The 16,383-nt window shown below is 62.1% G+C and carries 11 protein-coding genes; 9 read left to right on the top strand and 2 right to left on the bottom strand.

Annotated features, from left to right (window positions below):
* The first annotated feature begins 310 nt into the window (after window positions 1-310).
* From kdpA to B9A97_RS08625, 5 genes are read left to right on the top strand one after another with little or no spacing between them, the layout of a single operon-like run.
* Entirely contained in the window at window positions 311-2,020 is a 1,710-nt protein-coding gene (gene kdpA, locus B9A97_RS08645; RefSeq protein WP_084364793.1) for a potassium-transporting ATPase subunit KdpA, read from the top strand.
* Window positions 2,021-2,029: 9 nt separating this feature from the next.
* On the top strand, window positions 2,030-4,066 hold the full coding sequence (gene kdpB / locus B9A97_RS08640) for a potassium-transporting ATPase subunit KdpB (protein WP_084364791.1): 2,037 nt from the start codon (window positions 2,030-2,032) through the stop codon (window positions 4,064-4,066).
* 2 nt (window positions 4,067-4,068) lie between these two features.
* Window positions 4,069-4,638, top strand: a complete 570-nt coding sequence (gene kdpC / locus B9A97_RS08635) for a potassium-transporting ATPase subunit KdpC (protein WP_084364789.1) — start codon at window positions 4,069-4,071, stop codon at window positions 4,636-4,638.
* Window positions 4,639-4,645: 7 nt separating this feature from the next.
* The gene (locus B9A97_RS08630) at window positions 4,646-7,336 is read left to right on the top strand and encodes a sensor histidine kinase (RefSeq protein WP_084364787.1); all 2,691 of its coding nucleotides are present in this window, start codon (window positions 4,646-4,648) and stop codon (window positions 7,334-7,336) included.
* Complete coding sequence (locus B9A97_RS08625; protein WP_084364785.1) at window positions 7,333-8,022, top strand: response regulator; 690 nt, start codon at window positions 7,333-7,335, stop codon at window positions 8,020-8,022. Before B9A97_RS08630 ends, B9A97_RS08625 begins: the two co-directional genes overlap by 4 nt.
* Before the next feature lie 17 nt (window positions 8,023-8,039).
* On the opposite strand, the gene B9A97_RS08620 is transcribed toward B9A97_RS08625, so the two are convergent.
* Both B9A97_RS08620 and B9A97_RS08615 read right to left on the bottom strand, forming a co-directional pair.
* Complete coding sequence (locus B9A97_RS08620; protein ID WP_084364783.1) at window positions 8,040-8,855, bottom strand: ParA family protein; 816 nt, start codon at window positions 8,853-8,855, stop codon at window positions 8,040-8,042.
* A gap of 144 nt (window positions 8,856-8,999) precedes the next feature.
* The gene (locus B9A97_RS08615; RefSeq protein WP_143530373.1) at window positions 9,000-10,514 is read right to left on the bottom strand and encodes a hypothetical protein; all 1,515 of its coding nucleotides are present in this window, start codon (window positions 10,512-10,514) and stop codon (window positions 9,000-9,002) included.
* Between the two features lie 212 nt (window positions 10,515-10,726).
* Here B9A97_RS08615 and B9A97_RS08610 point away from each other — a divergent pair, with 212 nt between their 5' ends.
* From B9A97_RS08610 to cheB, 4 genes are all read left to right on the top strand, one after another.
* Window positions 10,727-11,512 (top strand): hypothetical protein, encoded by a 786-nt coding sequence (locus B9A97_RS08610; RefSeq protein ID WP_084364779.1) that lies wholly within the window; start codon window positions 10,727-10,729, stop codon window positions 11,510-11,512.
* Between the two features lie 310 nt (window positions 11,513-11,822).
* Window positions 11,823-13,757, top strand: coding sequence for a methyl-accepting chemotaxis protein (locus B9A97_RS08605; protein ID WP_084364777.1), 1,935 nt, complete (start codon window positions 11,823-11,825; stop codon window positions 13,755-13,757).
* Window positions 13,758-13,768: 11 nt separating this feature from the next.
* Window positions 13,769-15,304 (top strand): chemotaxis protein CheW, encoded by a 1,536-nt coding sequence (locus B9A97_RS08600; RefSeq protein ID WP_084364775.1) that lies wholly within the window; start codon window positions 13,769-13,771, stop codon window positions 15,302-15,304.
* Window positions 15,305-15,315: 11 nt separating this feature from the next.
* Window positions 15,316-16,374 carry a chemotaxis-specific protein-glutamate methyltransferase CheB gene (cheB, locus tag B9A97_RS08595; protein ID WP_084364773.1) on the top strand — a complete coding sequence of 353 codons (1,059 nt, stop codon included), beginning with the start codon at window positions 15,316-15,318 and terminating at the stop codon, window positions 16,372-16,374.
* The last annotated feature ends 9 nt before the right edge of the window (window positions 16,375-16,383 follow it).

The raw sequence follows: 16,383 nt of genomic DNA, 5'->3' as shown, positions 1-16,383 counted from the left end.
TTGCGGCGGTGGCTCGCCCTTCCTTATCTTTTCTTGATACCCGCTTGTTGCCTTCCCAATCGAAGCCTGACGTGAAACGGGGCTAGCCTCCTCCTGTACCAACAGGAGACCCTGGTATGTCCGACCTCATCTTCATCGCGCTCGGCGGAGGCACGCTTATTGTGCTTGCCTTTTATGCCCGCGTGCTCGACCGGCTGTGAGTGGTTCCGATGATTGAACCTCTCTTCGGCCTTTTCGTTGCCATTGCCCTTGGCATCTATCTCGTTGTGACGCTGCTGCGTCCCGAGCGTTTCTGATCGGGAGCAGATCCATGACCATTGTCGGATGGCTGCAGATCAGCCTCCTCTTCCTCGCCGTCCTCATCGTCATCAAACCACTCGGCCTTTATATGGCACGCGTGTTTTCCGGCGAGCGGACCTTTCTTTCGCCCTTGCTCGGTCGCGTGGAGCGTGACCTCTACCGCGTCAGCGGCATCAATCCTGATAAGGAGCAAAACTGGCTTGGCTATACGCTTGCCATGCTTGCTTTTTCGCTCGCCGGCTTCCTGGCGCTCTACGCCATGCTGCGGCTGCAGGCCTATCTGCCGCTGAACCCGCAAGGCTTTTCCGGCGTCCCGGCAGACCTCGCCTTCAACACGGCGGTCTCATTCGTCACCAACACCAACTGGCAGAACTATGCCGGCGAGACGACGATGAGCCATTTCTCCCAGATGGCAGGCCTCACCGTGCAGAACTTCCTGTCGGCGGCGACCGGCATGGCGCTCGCCGTTGCGATCACCCGGGCGCTCGCCCGTTCCAAGGTTTCGACGCTTGGCAATTTCTGGGTCGATATGACGAGAGCCACGCTCTACGTGCTGCTGCCGATTTCCATCGTCGTAGCCCTCGCCTTTGTCGCCATGGGCTTGCCGCAGACGCTTGATGCGTCCGTGACGGCCACGACGCTGGAAGGCGCCAACCAGGTGATCTCGCTCGGACCCGTCGCATCCCAGGAAGCGATCAAGCAGCTGGGCACCAATGGCGGCGGCTTTTTCAACGTCAATGCCGCGCATCCCTTCGAAAACCCGACCACCTGGTCGAACTATCTCAACATCTTCGCGATGCTGTCGATCTCGGCGGCCATGGTCTACACCTTCGGCCAGATGGTCGGAAATCGCCGTCAGGGCTGGGCCCTGATCTCGGCCATGGCCGTTCTGCTGATTGCAGGCGTAGCCGTCGTCTACTGGGCAGAGGCCCAGGGCAATCCGATCCTGACAGCTGTCGGTGTCGATCCCGCGCTCGGCAACATGGAAGGCAAAGAAGTCCGCTTCGGCCAGGCCATGACCGCGCTCTATGCGGCGGTCACCACCGGTTTGTCGGATGGCGGCGTCAACGGCATGCACGGCTCGTTCACCGGCCTGGGTGGTCTGGTGCCGATGTTCCTCATCCAACTCGGTGAAGTGCTGCCCGGTGGTGTGGGTTCGGGTCTCTACGGCATGCTGGTCTTCGCCATGCTGTCGGTCTTCGTCGCCGGCCTGATGGTCGGGCGCACGCCGGAATTCCTCGGCAAGAAGATCGAGGGCCGCGAGATGAAGTTCGCCATGCTGGCCGTCCTGATCCTGCCATTGGTCATCCTCGGCTTTACCGCCGTCTCGGCCATGCTGCCGTTTGCGGTGGCAAGTGTCGGTACCGCTGGTCCGCACGGTCTGTCGGAAATTCTCTATGCCTATACCTCTGCAGCCGGTAACAACGGCTCGGCCTTTGGCGGGCTCACGGGCAATACGGTCTGGTACAACACCACGCTCGGCATCGCCATGCTGCTGGGTCGTTTTGCCTATGTCGTGCCGGTCATGGCGATCGCTGGATCGCTCGCCGCCAAGGTGAAGTCGCCGGCCTCTGCCGGCACCTTTCCGACCGACGGCCCGCTCTTCGTCGGCCTGCTGATCGGCATCATCCTCATTCTCGGCGGCCTGCAGTTTCTGCCTGCGCTGGTGCTCGGCCCTATCGTCGAACACTTCGCCATGCTTGCCGGCCAGACCTTCTAAGGAACCATCATGTCAAATGAGAAAAAGGCATCCGCTCTTTTCGACCCGGCGATCCTGTTCCCGGCGATGCGTGATGCATTCATAAAGCTCGATCCGCGCCAACTCCTGCGCAACCCGGTCATCTTCGTGACCGAGATCGTCGCCGTCGTCGTGACGCTCCTCTTCATCCGCGACCTCGCCTCAAATCCGGGCGAGGCCGGTTTCTCCGGCCAGATCGCCGCCTGGCTCTGGTTCACCGTTCTGTTCGCCACCTTTGCCGAAGCCGTGGCGGAGGGCCGCGGCCGCGCCCAAGCGGACAGCCTGAAGAAGACCAAGTCGGAACTCGTCGCCCGCCGACTGGGCAACAACGGCAAGGTGGAGACCATCCCGGCCTCCAGCCTCAAGGTCGGCGATATCGTGCTGGTCTCAGCCGGCGAGTTGATCCCTGGGGATGGCGAAGTGATCGAAGGTGTCGCCTCGGTCAATGAAAGCGCCATCACAGGTGAATCCGCCCCCGTCATCCGCGAATCCGGTGGCGACCGCTCGGCAGTCACGGGTGGTACTCAGGTTCTGTCGGACGAGATCAAGGTGAAGATCACCGTCCAGCCCGGCTCGTCCTTCGTCGATCGTATGATCGCGTTGATCGAGGGCGCCCAGCGCCAGAAGACGCCGAACGAGATCGCCCTGTCGATCCTCCTTTCGGGCCTGACGCTGATCTTCCTGTTCGTCTGCGTCGCGATCTGGGGCCTTGCCGGCTATTCCGGCACGGTGCTCTCGGTCACGGTTCTGGCAGCCCTGCTCGTGACCCTGATCCCGACCACGATCGGCGGCCTGCTCTCGGCGATCGGCATCGCCGGCATGGATCGCCTGGTGCGCTTCAACGTCATCGCCACGTCAGGCCGCGCCGTGGAAGCTGCCGGCGACGTCGACACGCTGCTGCTCGACAAGACGGGCACAATCACCTTCGGCAACCGCATGGCCAGCGACTTCCTGCCAGCTCCGGGCGTAACGCCGGCGGAACTGGCAGAAGCGGCGCTCATCGCCTCGCTGTCGGACGAAACGCCGGAGGGACGCTCGGTCGTGGCGCTTGCGACAGGTGAGTTCGGCATTCCCATGCCGAAGGCCGAGTTCGATGCCGTGATCGGCTTCACCGCCGAAACCCGGCTGTCGGGCGTGGATATCGGCTCGCGCCGCCTGCGCAAGGGTGCCGTCGATGCCGTCTTGAAATTTGCAGGTCTCACCGAACAGGATGCCCCGGCCGAATTCCGCCGCGCCGTCGATCAGGTCGCCCGCACCGGTGGCACGCCGCTCGGCGTGGCCGATGGCGACCGCCTGCTCGGCGTCATCCACCTCAAGGACGTGGTCAAACCCGGCATCAAGGAACGCTTCGCGGCGCTGCGCGCCATGGGCATCCGCACGGTCATGGTGACAGGCGACAACCCGGTCACGGCAGCCGCGATTGCTTCCGAGGCCGGCGTCGACGACTTCCTCGCCCAGGCAACCCCGGAAGACAAGCTTGCCTATATCCGCCGGGAACAGCAGGGTGGCCGCCTGATCGCCATGTGCGGCGACGGCACCAACGATGCGCCGGCCCTTGCCCAGGCCGATGTCGGTGTCGCCATGCAGACCGGCACCCAGGCCGCCCGCGAGGCCGCCAATATGGTGGACCTCGATTCAAGCCCCACCAAGCTCATCGAGATCGTCGAGATCGGCAAGCAGTTGCTGATGACACGTGGTTCGCTGACCACCTTCTCGATCGCCAACGACGTCGCCAAATACTTCGCCATCATTCCGGCGCTGTTCGTGGCGACCTATCCGGCACTCGAAGCCTTGAACATCATGGGCCTTGCCTCGCCGCAATCGGCCATTCTCTCGGCCGTCATCTTCAACGCGCTGATCATCGTGGCACTGATTCCGCTGGCCTTGAAGGGTGTGGCGTACCGCCCGGCCGGAGCCGCCTCGCTGCTGCGCCGCAACCTGCTGGTCTATGGCGTCGGTGGTCTGATCCTGCCCTTTGCAGGCATCAAGGTCATCGACATCGCCGTCAGCGCTCTCAATCTGGTGTAACCATGCTCAACCATATCAGACCCGCCCTCACTCTGGTCGTCGCTCTCACCGCCCTCACGGGCCTCGCCTTTCCGCTGGCGATCACCGGCATTGCCCAGGCCGTGCTGCCTGGGCAGGCCAATGGCAGCCTGATCGAACGAAACGGAACGGTCATCGGTTCGTCCCTGATCGGCCAGACCTTCACCTCAGATCGCTATTTCTGGCCGCGCCCCTCCGCGACCGGCCCCGACGCCTACAACGCAGCCGCATCCTCGGGCTCGAACCTCGGCACCACCTCGGTCAAGCTGAAGGATCGTGTCATCGCGGATGTCGCCCGTCTGGCCGAAACCGGCATCACAGCGCCCGTTCCCGCCGATGCCGTCACCACCTCCGGCTCTGGCCTGGATCCGCATATCTCGCCTGCCTTTGCCGCAGCACAGGTAACACGTGTCGCAACAGCACGCGGATTGCAGCCCTCCGCCATTGCCGCGCTCGTAGCACAACAAACCGAAAATCCAGACTTCGGCGTTATCGGCGAAGCAAGGGTCAATGTGCTAGAGCTCAACCTGGCGCTCGATGCCCTGAACCAATGAGAGCTTGATGGCGGAAGACGACCGCAGGGACGAACGGCGTCCCGATCCCGATGCATTGCTTGCCCTGGCGGACAAAGACCGCCGGGGCAAACTGACAGTTTTTCTGGGTGCCGCTCCCGGCGTCGGCAAGACCTATGCGATGCTATCGCGCGCTAGACGCCTGAAGGCCGATGGCAGCGATGTCGTGGTCGGACTGGTCGAGACCCACGGGAGAAGCGAGACGGCAGCCCTGCTCGATGGACTGGAGATCCTGCCACGTCGGCGGGTGGCCCATCGCGGCCGAATGCTGGAGGAATTCGATCTCGATGCGGCACTTGCAAGGCGACCCCGCATCATCGTCGTTGACGAACTCGCCCATTCCAACCCGGAAGACAGCCGCCATCCCAAACGCTATCAGGATATCGAGGAACTGATTTCTGCGGGCATCAATGTCTGGACAGCACTGAATATTCAGCATCTCGAAAGCCTTGGCGATCTCGTCACCCAGATCACCGGTGTCACAGTGCGCGAGCGCGTGCCGGATGTGGTTCTGAAGCGGGCCGATGAGGTGCTGCTGGTCGATCTCGCTCCCTCGGAACTGATCGAGCGGTTGAAAGAGGGCAAGGTCTACCTGCCCGAAAGCGCCAACCGCGCTGTCGACCGCTTTTTCCGGCTCGGCAACCTGACGGCGCTGCGCGAACTGGCGCTGCGCCGCACCGCCGACCGGGTCGACGACCAGATGGTCGACTATCTCAAACAGAACGCCATCGACGGCCCCTGGGCCACCGGCGAACGGCTTCTGGTCTGCGTCGGTTCGGACGCCCTGTCGGAAAAGGTGGTGCGCGTGGCAAGCCGTCTCGCCTCGGGCCTCAACGCGCCCTGGCTGGTCGTCTCGATCGAGCGGGCCGACCGGGAAGTCGAGACGCCTCAACGCCTGCAACGCATCGAAACCCTCTTCCGTCTGGCTGAACAGCTCGGCGCCGAAACACGCCGCGTCATCGGCAATGATTTCGTCGAGGAGATCCTGAAGCTCGCCCGCCGCGAACACGCCACCCAGATCGTCATCGGCACGCGCAAGCGTTCTCGTTGGCAGAAGCTCGTCAACCGGTCGCTGCCGGACGCGCTTTCGGGCAGTGCATCCGGTCTCGGCATCCATATCGTGACGCCGGATAGCGCTCCCGTTGAGAGGCGGCATATCGCCTTCGCCATGCCGAAAGCCGCATCGCTGCGCCAGTCGACATTGTCGGCCGTCGGCTTCGTTGCCCTGACGGCGCTGATCGGCAAGGGCATCGATCTATTCGTCGATCTGCCGAACATCTCGCTGCTGTTCCTGCTCGCCGTTCTCGGCGCTTCCGTGATCGGTGGTTACATGGCGGCCTTTCTTGCCGCGGCGCTCTCCGCGCTGGCCTACAACTTCCTGTTCATCGATCCCGTGCACACCTTCACCATCGCGGCACCCCACGAGGTTTTTGCACTTCTCATCTTCTTCGCGGTCGCGATGATTACCGGCGGATTTGCCTCGCGCATTCGCGAACAGGCGGAGGTGGCGCGGGTGCGAGCAACGGCGTTGCAATCCCTCTATGATTTCTCCCGCAAGCTCGCGAGTACCGCCAAGGGCGATGACGCGATCTGGCTCGCCGTCTCGCAATTGCAGGCGAGCCTCAAGCGCAAGGTCGTGCTGCTGGTGCCGCGCAAGGGCGATCTGGGCGTCGCGGCCGCTTGGCCACCGGACACCGAGCTCGACGTGACCGACATGACCGCCGCCCGCTGGACCCATGACAAGCGAGAGCCCGCCGGCCATGGCACCGGCACCCTGCCGAACAGCCGTTTCGAGTTTCGTCCCTTGCTCGGACCCCACGGCATCGTCGGCGTCTGCGGCGTGGAACATGCCGGCGAGCGGCTCGATCTCAATGCCGAGCGGTCGCTGACCGCCATTCTCGACCAGACCGCCATAGCGCTCGATCGCGCGCGCCTCGCCGAGGAAACGGTCGAGCAGGCCGCGAGGCTGGAGGGCGAGCGTTACCGCGAAGCGCTCTTGTCGTCGATTTCCCACGACCTGCGCACGCCGCTCGCCACCATCACCGGCGCCGTCACAGGCCTTCGCGAACTCGGCGAGCGCATGACACCGGAGAACCGCGACGATCTTCTGCAGTCGATCGAGGAGGAGAGCGGCCGCATGAGCCGCTTCGTCGCCAATCTGCTCGACATGACACGCATCGAAGCCGGAACCCTGAAGCCCAAGCGGGACTGGGTCGATGTTGCCGACGTCGTGCAATCGGCTGTCGAGCGGACCCGCAAGCATGCGCCGGGCCGCGTGATCGAGACGGGGATTGCCGGAGACCTGCCCCTGATACGCGGAGACAGCGTGTTGTTGAGCCAAGTTTTGTTCAACCTGCTTGATAATGCGGTCAAATACGGCGGAAGCGAACCGATCAACGTCTATGCCAGGCGCGACGGCAAGGACGTGCTGATTTCGGTGACGGATCTCGGCAAGGGCATTCCGCCGGACGATCTGGACCGCATCTTCGAGAAATTCTACAGGCGGGGAAAACCCGATGGACGATCGCCGGGCACGGGGCTCGGGCTTTCCATCGCCCGCGGCTTCGTGGATGCCATGGGCGGGCGGATCCATGCAGAAAGCCCTGCGCTGAAGAAGCGTGGCACCCGGATCGTCATACGGTTTCCGGGAAGCGATGACAGGAAGGGCGCCATCGAATGAACCAGTCCCGCATACTTGTGGTTGATGACGAGCCGCAGATCCAGCGCTTCCTGAAACCCTCGCTATCCGCCGCCGGCTATGAGGTCGTTGAGGCCGGCACAGGTGCCGAGGCCTTGAAGGCGGTGGCCACCCAGGCGCCTGACCTCATCATCCTTGATCTCGGCCTGCCAGACATGGACGGCAAGGAGGTGATCGCCAGCCTGCGCGGCTGGTCGGATATTCCGATCCTCATCCTCTCGGCCCGCGACCGCGAAAGCGAGAAGATCGCCGCCCTCGATCTGGGCGCAGACGACTATGTGGAGAAGCCCTTCGGGATCGGCGAACTCACCGCCCGCATCCGCACGGCGCTGCGCCATCGTGGACGCCGCGACGCCATCCCTGCCATCAGCGAGATCGATGGGTTGACCATCGATCCGATCAAGCGTCTCGTCTCGCGAGACGGCGAGATCGTCCATCTGACGCCGAAGGAATACGATCTCCTTCTGCTCCTGTCCCGCCATGCCGGGCGGGTGGTCACCCACAAAACCCTGCTGACATCCGTCTGGGGACCCGCCCACGGCGACGACCTGCACTACCTGCGCGTCTTCATCGGCCAGCTGCGGCAGAAGATCGAGCGCGACCCGACCCAACCGCGCATCGTGCGGACAGAGCCGGGCGTGGGCTACCGCATGGCGGAGACGGAGTGAGGCCCGCCTCTAATTTCCTAAACCCGAGCCGAGGTCTTGGCGGCTTCGGCATAGACCACATCGCGCGTCCCGAACCAGCCTGATATGACCGCCTCGGTTAGCAGATGATAGTCGCTTGCTCCGCGTGAGGCGGGATAAAGATCATAGATGGGCATATGGCTCGCCGCACAGCGGGCGAGTTGGATATCGCTGCGAATGGCGCCGACCAACCGCGAAGCGCCGAATTCATGGCGCACGGATTCGACGACATGCCGGTGGAGCGCGCTTTGCTGGTTCATCTGCGTTGCAACCATACCGAACGACTTCAAACCGGGATTGAGCTTCATGCGGATCATCAAGGCAATCCGCATGAACTGCCGGATGCCTTCCACTGCCAGCGGATGCGGTACGAACGGAATGAGCACGGCATCTGACGCGGCAAGGGCGACGACCAGGCTCTGGTCATAGGCCGGCGCGGTGTCGATGACAACGGCCTCGTATCGATCCACGTTTTCGTCCGCCAACAGGAGATTGCGAAGGGCCAGAGGTTTGGCTCCATTTTCACCGGGTCCTCGATTGCGATCCGCGCAGATCACATCTAGGCCATTTACCGGCGAGTCCATCACGGCAGGCGACAGGTCGGCACCACCGGCTGATGTGATGAGATCATGCGATGTCACGCTGCCCGGCTTCGCCTGCAGGCCAAGCAGGAGCCCGGCATGGCCGAGAGTATCGAGATCGATCAGCAAGGTGCGACGTCCGCGGCGGGCAATCCCTGCCGCCAGGTGAACAGCCGTCGTGCTCTTCCCCGTGCCGCCTTTCCTGTTCGCCACGGAAATAATGACCGGCGCCATGAACCTCTCCCACAATCACGCAGACTATGGGTTACATTAGCTTTTTGCGGAAGAGCGAAGGTTTCTCGACCACCCTCGCATCCCCGCCTTTTTCGATTGATCGCTTGTCGAGTGCCTTGATTACGGCTGAGGTGAGGTCAAAAACTAGAAAAGCACGGAGGCAAGATCGAGTTCGGAGTTCGCGGGCTGTGCGGAAAACACGTTGATGGCATCGCAGTCGGACGAATCGATATCGATCCAGAAGTGCTTCTTGTGGACCTCTCGCTCGGAATTCATCGTATAGAAGGCAAATATCTTCTCACTCAATTCCTCTGCCCTGTGCGACAAGTCTGACTGGTCTTGCGCACCTCGGTGATACTGCCCGAGGTAGGCCTGGATCGTATCGGACCCTTCCGCCACCGCATGCAGACGCGGAATTTCCGCCAGCACCGCGTCCGAGAGTTCCTGCAGCCGACCGGGGCTCAGCCAGGCCTGGCGGGCGCGTTCGGCGAGAGCTGCAACCTGATTGGCCAACCTATCCTTTTCGCGCCTTAGAACGTCGTCGACTTCGCTGTTGGATCTGGCTTCGTTGTCGGCCACATAGACTTCTCCCAGGCCGGGCATCAATGCAGCGACATTATCGACGATCTCCGTGAGCTTCAGCACATGAAAGCGAATCTCGGAGGTGATCGGCGATGCAGATGATGCATCCTGTCCTAGACGACCGCAGCAAAGCGTGGTGTTCAGGGCCATGTAATATATGTCGAGCACGGCCGACCGCATGATTGATATCTGCCGGTCGAGCTGTGCGGGGCTGTCGAGCCCCTCTTCTGATGCCAACTGCTCATGCTGTTGAACCTGTCGACGCAAGAGATCGAGGAGCGCTTCGAAATAGGCCTCCAACCGTGCCTGCAAATCCTTGTAGTTACCCGCAAGCCGGATCCGGTGCACGTCGGCGTTCTCGACCAGAATGCCGATGCGCGCAGCGATGCGGTCGATGCTTTCCGTGAATAAGCCGCAGTTGGACTCCAGTTCGACAAGGGTGTGTTCGATCTGATCCGCCACCATGGCCATGAAGCGGCTGCGCTCGCTTTGCGATAGCGAGGCCGCTTCGACCGCCTCCATGGTCTGACCGATGTGATCCAGTCGCTGGCTGGCAATATCACCGCTTTGCAGGGTGCTCATCAGCCGGGAGATCATCCGGTCGATTTCCTCGGCGGCGACGCGCATCGATTCGGGTTCGGTGTGGAATGCCTCGTCCAGCGGCGGCGGTTCGGGCGTTTCGAACGCTGTAGTCCTCGGGTCTCCGGCCATTCCCAGCATCGTGCCGAGGGGTGTCTCCATCGCCTCGACAGCCCCGCGCACGCGGTTCACGCAACCGGCCATTTCCTCGGCAAAGCCGAGGATTTCCCCATAGCGTGCGCTCACGACCTTCAGCGTGAAGGTGCAGCTTCTGAGAGAGATGCTGTGAGCCACGATATCAGGCATCATCTGGGAGAATTCTTTTGCACGGGCCGAATTACGCTCGCGAAAAAGCTGGTGTCGTCGGACCGCGGCCTCCAGATGCGACATGGCACCGACGAAGTCGACCGTGTACTGCGGCAGGTGAATGCCCGAACTCGGATCTTGCCGCAGATAGCCCTGGAACGCCGCCGCCACCGCGGCTAGCTGGTCAAGCAAGGCACCAATGGCATGGAAACTGGTTTCGACTCGTGTCCTGATTTGCGATACCGGTTGGCATACCATCACGGACGATTGATTTTTTTCAGAAAAAGCGAATTGCGCCACCGCGCTCCCCACCGATATCAATGTAATTACGAACACACTAAAACACGAATGTTAAATATCTTTATGCGATTGTCCTCTCAAATTGAGTCGAATCGGAGCCTTCCATGACGGGCGGTCAAAATGCCCCCTCGGAGATCTCATCCTCGCAGGAGCGGCACGAAACTCTCTATCTGCTGCGCGAGACGCTTGCGGCACTCGTTGAAGACAAACGGATCAAGAGCTTCTCTCTTGGCTGCAGAGAGGGCATGGGATTGCTGGACATCCGTTTTCGGCCCGGTCTCGTGCCGGGTCTGAACCTGCGCCGCGGTGAAATCCTGTTTGCACCGGAGCATCTTGGCGTTTGCTGGGAGCAGGTCGATGGGTTGCGTCGGGGGATTTCGATAAAAGGCGAGGACCCGGATCAAATCGCCGGGTTGTTGCTGGACCCGATGGCCCTGCTCCTGCCGGTGACGGGGAATGATGTTCCGTGGCAGTTGCGCGAGGCGAAACCATCTGAAGGTTTCAAGATCTCCTGCGCGGCTATCCGCATGCTGCTGCGGCACGCAAGTGTGACCGACCTCCTGTTCGGATCGGACGGCAGTGAATGCAGCCTGCAGTTTCAGCTTGCCGATGGCTTTGCCGGCATCTGTTCCCAATCGCCGGAAGACTGGGTCGGACTGGACTTTGACGACACGACAGCCGACCTCTCATGGTTCGATCGCACCGGAAACTACAGTATTCGCTCCTATCGATGGCCGGATGACGCGGACGTCCTCGCGCGGCTCGAGGTCGATCCCCTGGGACACGTCATGTTGGCCGGACTGGACGCCAGCGTGACGGCGGCCAGCCAGGGAATCCTTGGCTTGATGCAAACATTAACATCGAGTTTCCAGCACAACCCCAGCCAGTGATGAAACTCCGGGAATCAGGCTGCAACAGCGTTTCCACAGTGTGTTCGGCGCGGGACGCGCTTTGACGCCATTTGCCTTGATATGGCGAAAGGCCGGAATTGCGGGGAATCCTGACGCGTTAATTTCTCCATAACAATCATAGGCTTGCAACGCGCCTGTCTCAGCAATGGACAGTCTCAACCCTTTGTTGACGCTATGGGAGCTTACGGCTTGACCGCCTCTTATTAGTAATTCCAGAAAGTCTCACGCAAGCTAGTTCTTATATGCACACATAGACAGATAACCATTCATATCCCGCCGAGGTTTCCTCATGCCTATCGTCAAGAAGACATCCCTTTCCTCCTCTGCTCATCCCTCCTCGGCACCGTCAGCTGCAAAGGGCCTTCCCGCCTCCGCCGCGCGGGAGGCCGAAGCGCAACGCAAACGGGCGAGGACATTCGCCAAGCAGCAACAGGCCGCAGAACGGATCGCCGCCGCCACCGCGCAGATTGCTTCCAGCACCGCAGAAGCATCCTCGGCAGCCGAACAACTGAAACGCGCGTCGGATCTGATCGCGGCCGGCGCAGAAGAATCCAGCGGCGCGGCCCAGGAGTCGCTTGCCGCCACCCGGCAGGTGATGGACCTCTTGACCCGCCAGATGAAGGCCGCGGAACTCAGCCAGACAAAGGTGGAGGCAGTTCAGGGGCTGACCACGCGTACCACGGTTGATATCGAAGGTTTGATCTCGAATGTCGGCGTAGCGGCCCAGCGGCAGGCCGGTTCGGTGCAACTGGTCAAGGAACTCGAAACCCAGGCCGCCAATATCGGCGACATCGTCAAGGCGGTGGCGCGCATTGCCGACCAGACCAATCTTCTGGCTCTCAATGCGGCCATCGAAGCCGCGCGTGCCGGAAAGCATGGCAAGGGCTTTGCCGTGGTGGCCGACGAAGTGCGTACCCTGGCAGAAACCTCCGAAAAGAGCGCCCAGCAGATTTCGGAACTGGTCGGTCAGATCCAGGCAGAAGTCGATCTCATCACCACGGGCATCAACAGTTCGGCCTCCGCGGTCATGGGCGAGGTGGAGAAGGGCAAGGCCATCAGCGTGCAACTCTCCGAGATCGGCACGAACATGCTGGAGATCCTGGCCGGCGCCCGCGAGGTGGCGACAGCAGCGCTTCAGTCCAACGCCGCCGCGACCCAAGCCCTGCGCGGCGCCGAGGAGATAGCTGCTTCAGCCGAGGAACAATCGGCGGCGGCAGAGGAATCGGCGAAGGCGGTCGCATCTCAGACCGAGAGCCTGGCCGAATGCGAACAGACCGCGCAATCCCTCAACGAACTCGCGGAAGACCTGAAGAACTCTGCCGACATCACCAAGAGTGCAGAGGACGTGGCTTCGGCATCGGAGGAACTGTCCTCGGCGATCCAGAGCATCAACCGCTCCGGCGCCCAGATCATGACGGCCCTTGAACAGATCCGCAAGGGGGCCCAGACCGCGGCCGCAGCCACGAGCGAATCCGCCGCCGCCATGACGCAAATTGAGAAAGGTGCCGATGTGGCCTTGGCCAAGGCCGAAGCAAGTTCCGAGAAAATTGGCATCATCCGCCGCCTCATTGCCGAGAACCAGGTTTCGGTGGAGCAGTTGATCCAAGGCATCTCAGGATCGGCAGACAGCACTCGCACCAGCATCAGGCAGGTGAAGGACCTCGGCGTGGTTTCCCGCAAGATCGACAAGATCGTGGAAGCAATCGCAAATGTGTCGATCCAGACCAACATGCTGGCCGTCAACGGCTCGATCGAAGCAGCCCGTGCGGGCGAATTCGGTAAGGGCTTCGCCGTGGTGGCCACCGATATCCGCAATCTCGCACGGGATTCGGCAGAAAACGCGGACCGAATCAAGGACCTCGTTAAGGCGGTGCAGGACCAGATCCAGGTGGTCGGCCGTGACCTCGACGAACTGGTGGATACGGCCCAACGGGAAGTCGAGAAGGCCCGCAGGACCAGCGAGACGCTCAACGTCATCGAAGGTGATGTGCGCGAAATGGAGAATGGGTCCGCGGCCATTGCCGGCAGCGCCCGCGAGATCTCGATCGCCCTCGGCCAGACCAAGCAGGGCATCGATCAGATTTCCGCCGCTTCGAACGAAGCGGAGAAGGCGGTGACGGAAGCCGCCACGGCGGCCAAGCAGCAAGCCCAGGGAACCGAGGAAATGCTCGCCGCAATCGAGGAAATCGCCTCGCTGGCCGATGAGTTGCAGAGCGCCGGTTGAGGGAGGTTCCCATGCAGGAAGCCACTAACATGGACGGGCCGGAAGACGATTCGGTCGAGCGGGAAGAACGGCAGTTCGTCACCTTCGTGGTGGAGGACGAAATCTTCGCCGCACCGATGGCGCCGGTACAGGAGATCATCCGCCTGCCGGATCTCGCCCGGGTTCCACTTTCTCCACCGTCGCTCATTGGTCTTGCCAATCTGCGCGGCCGCGTTCTTCCCATCGTCGATCTCCGTCAGATCTTCGAACTGAACACGGTTGCCCATACCGATGCCACCCGTGCCCTGGTCATCAACTTCGGGACGCCGCTTGGCTTCGTGGTCGATCGTGTATCCAGTGTCATCGCCGTCGATCCGGCCGATATAGAGCCGGTCTCGACCATCCGTTCCGCCATCAGGGATGATCTCCTGACCGGTGTGGTGCGGGCCCAGGATGGGCGCCTGATCATGGTGATCGATTTTGAACGGATCATCTCGAGCGAGTTTTCTGCGGTCATGGAGCGGCAGGAACGGCAAGGCCATGCCGACGTCATGGGGCAGAGCACGGATGCGGATGAAGATGGCGAGAGCGACGAATTGCAGCTCGTTTCCTTCTCCGTCCACGGCCAGGAATATGCAGCCGACATCGCCGCGGTTCAGGAAATCGTGCAGATGCCGCCGCGTATTACGGCATTGCCGAAAGCCTCCCATCATGTGCTCGGCCTGATGACGCTGCGGGAACGCCTGCTGCCTCTGGTTTCCATGCGCGCCCTATTGGCTTTGCCGCCAGCTTCGGAGGGTGGCGTGCAACGGGTCGTCGTCCTGGCGTTGCGCGGCGGTAATGCCGTGGGCGTGGTTGCCGACTCGGTCGATGAGGTCTTGAGGGTGCCGCGCCAGCTTGTCGAGCCGCTGCCCGGCCTCCTGTCGCAGAACAATGGCATCGAAGAAATCTCGTCAGTTTGCCGTCTCGATGGCGGACGCCGGCTCGTATCCGTGATCGATTCCAACAGGATGTTCGACCAGGACGCCTTCCGTCACGCAATCGACCAGGTTTCCCAAATGGAGAACACGATGAGCGAGCAGTCCAACGACAACGACGATGTCGGCCTGGAGGACGAGGAACAGGTCGTCGTCTTCCGCCTTGGCAGCGAGGAGTTCGGCGTTCCCATTTCCTCGGTTCAGGAAATCGTCAGGGTGCCCGAGCAACTGACCCACGTGCCCAAAGCACCGGGCTTCGTCGAAGGCGTCATCAACCTGCGTGGTTCGGTCCTGCCTGTCATGGATCAGCGACGTCGGCTGGGGCTCGACGACGTCGAGCGCAACGACCGTCAGCGGATCATGGTGTACCTGCTCGACGGCAGCCGCATGGGCTTCATCGTTGATGCGGTCTCCGAGGTGCTCAAGATCCCGCGCGCCGCGATCGAGGAGGCTCCGCATCTCTCGGGCGAACAGCGGCGCATGCTGGGCCGGGTGGCCAATCTTGAGAAACAGCGACGCATGATCCTGCTGATCGAGCCCTCCGCGCTTCTCACGGGCACCGAGATGGCCGAAGTCGCCAAAGTGGCGTGAGGGTCTGACCGATGACCGCAGTCCTGATTGTGGATGACTCTGCCCTGATGCGAAAGCATCTGAGCTCGCTGTTCAAGGAAGCGGGCATGGTGGTGCGAACGGCCAGCAACGGCGCGGACGCCGTTCAGGAAGTCCTGAACAATCCGCCCGATGTCATTACCCTCGACGTCAACATGCCGCAGATGGACGGCTTGACCGCGCTGTCGCAGATCATGGCCGCGCGGCCCACGCCGGTGGTCATGGTTTCCTCGCTGACGGCTAAGGGCACCATGGCGACGCTCGAAGCGCTGGCCATGGGAGCCGTCGATTTCATCGAAAAGCCCGGTGGCACCATCTCGCTGTCGCTGGACGCCGTGGCGAAGACCCTGGTCGACAAGGTGTCGAGCGCGGCGCGCGCGCGCCTTGCAAAGCCCAAACCCGCGGCACCGGCCGTGCGCCGTGTCGTCGAGAAACCTGCGCCGCCGGTCGCAAAACCGCCGCAGGTGACGCCTGGCATGCCGGACGGGCTCGTTCTGATCGGCATTTCCACCGGCGGGCCCAAGACGCTGGAAGAGATCCTTCCCGCGCTGCCGGCTGATCTGCGCTGGCCGGTGCTGGTCGTCCAGCATATGCCGGCCAGCTTTACCGGACCGCTGGCCAACAGACTGAACCAGAAATGTCAGCTCGAAGTGAAAGAGGCCGCCCAGTTCGACCGTGTCGTTCGGGGATGCATCTATATCGCCAGGGGTGGCACCGATCTTGCGGTGGGCGTGCGCAACGGCGTGCTTGTCGTGATCAACAAGCCGGAGTCGCCCCGCTATCACTGGCATCCCTCCGTGGATGGTCTTGTCTCCTCGGCTTTGGAATGCATGCCCGCCGCCCGCATCCTCGGGGTACAGATGACCGGCATGGGCAATGACGGCGCGGAAGCCATGACGGATCTGAAACGCCGCGGCGGACGCACGATCGCCGAAAGCGAGGAAAGCAGCGTCGTCTTCGGCATGCCGCGGGAACTCATCGAGCGCGGTGGAGCGAGCATTGTGCTGCCCTCAAGCGCCATCGCGCAAAAAATCATCGACTGGGCGAGATAGGAGATCGCT

Source organism: Rhizobium sp. RU36D, assembly GCF_900176345.1.
GTDB lineage: Bacteria > Pseudomonadota > Alphaproteobacteria > Rhizobiales > Rhizobiaceae > Allorhizobium.
Note: the sequence above shows the minus strand (reverse complement) of the source record. Positions and strands in the feature narration are given on the sequence as shown.